General features: G+C 74.4%; 1 protein-coding gene. It reads left to right on the top strand.

Annotated features, from left to right (window positions below; translation table 11 throughout):
• Positions 1-165 precede the first annotated feature (165 nt).
• Positions 166-1,515 carry a SpoIIE family protein phosphatase gene (locus tag RIN80_RS21925; protein ID WP_309097341.1) on the top strand — a complete coding sequence of 450 codons (1,350 nt, stop codon included), beginning with the start codon at positions 166-168 and terminating at the stop codon, positions 1,513-1,515.
• Positions 1,516-1,557 lie beyond the last annotated feature (42 nt).

Here is a 1,557-nt window from a genome sequence, read left to right as displayed (position 1 = left end):
CTGTCCAACTGCGGGGCATATCGCGGCATATGACACTGGCCGATGGCACGGCGGCGTGGCTCACACCATTCCAATGCGGCGCCGACACCCGCTATGGTCCCGGTCGGTGGGTCGAGGTCCCTCGCCCCCGCCATGCCCTCGGGGGGAGGGAAGGAACCCAAGACAATGCCCGTACCCATACCGCGGCAGAGAGCCATCCCGGCCGTGGAGAGTGGTCAGGCGCAGGCCGCGTCCGCGTGCGGCGGCCCCGCCGGGGACTCCGAGACGGACGCCTCGGCGCAGGCCCCGCGCACCCCGGACACCGCCGGAAACACCACGGACACGGTGGAGAACCACACCACCCACACCAACCTGACGCTGCTGCTGATCGAGGACGACCCGGCGGGCTCGCCGATCGTGCCCGACATGCTCGACCAGGCGGGCAAGCCGATCCGCGTCCGCACGGCCCGCAACCTCACGGAGGCCGAGCGGCTGCTGACCGACGACGTCCACTGCATCCTGCTGGACCTCGCGCTGCCCGCGCCCGGCCGCAGCGACTCCGACGACGAGCTCGCCGTGCTCAAGCACGTGCTGGAGCTCGCGCCCCGGCACGCCGTCCTCGCGCTGACCGCCTCGGGCGACGCCGAGCGCGGCGCGGAGGCGGTGCGCGTGGGCGCCCAGGACTACCTCTTCCGCGACGAGCTGGACGGCCGGCTGCTGAGCCGCGCGATCCGCTACGCGGTGGAGCGCAAGCGCTCCGAATCGGCCGAGCGCCGGCTGGCCGAGGGCAAGCTGCGCGCACAGGAGAACCGCCGTCTGGAGCGCGGCCTGCTGCCCACCCCCCTGCTGGAGGGCTCCTCGCTGCGTTTCGCCGCCCGCTACCGCCCGGGCCGCTCGCGCGCCCTGCTCGGCGGCGACTTCTACGACGTCGTACGCACACCGGACGGCACGGTGCACGCCATGATCGGGGACGTCTGCGGCCACGGCCCGGACGAGGCCGCCCTGGGCGTGGAGCTGCGGATCGCGTGGCGCGCGCTGACGCTGGCGGGCCTGTGCGGCGACCAGTTGCTGGGCACGCTCCAGCAGGTGCTGGAGCACGAGCGGGCCGACGACGAGATCTTCGCGACCCTGTGCACCGTGGACATCGCGCCGGACGGCCGCCGGGCCGGACTGTGCCTGGCCGGCCACCCCTCCCCGCTGCTGGCCAGCCCCGGCCGGCCGGCCCGGCTGCTGCCGTACGACAACAACGGCCCGGCCCTCGGGCTGCTGCCGGGGGCCCGCTGGCCGCGGATGCAGGTGGAGCTGGGCGCCGAGTGGAGCCTGATGCTCTACACCGACGGTCTGATCGAGGGCCGCGTCGGCGAGGGCCGGGAGCGGCTCGGCCAGGAGGGCATGACCGAGATGGTCCGCCGCCAGTTCGCCGAGGGACTGCGCGGCGAGCAGCTGCTGCGCGCGGCGGTGAACGAGGTCCGCGACCTCAACGGCGGCGAGCTGACGGACGACGTGGCGGTACTGCTGCTGGACCGGGTGCCGTAGCGGTCCGGGGGCGCGGGACGGCAAGGGCCGTGGACGGCAAGG

The sequence above is a fragment of the Streptomyces sp. genome, assembly GCF_031181705.1.
Classification (GTDB): domain Bacteria; phylum Actinomycetota; class Actinomycetes; order Streptomycetales; family Streptomycetaceae; genus Streptomyces.
The sequence above is the reverse complement of the archived record's forward strand: the minus strand, read 5'-3'. Positions and strand labels throughout refer to the sequence as shown.

Bases quoted from the DNA above. Each gene is read 5' to 3' on its own strand.
- RIN80_RS21925 (WP_309097341.1), top strand. From the start codon at position 166: ATGCCCGTACCCATACCGCGGCAGAGAGCCATCCCGGCCGTGGAGAGT.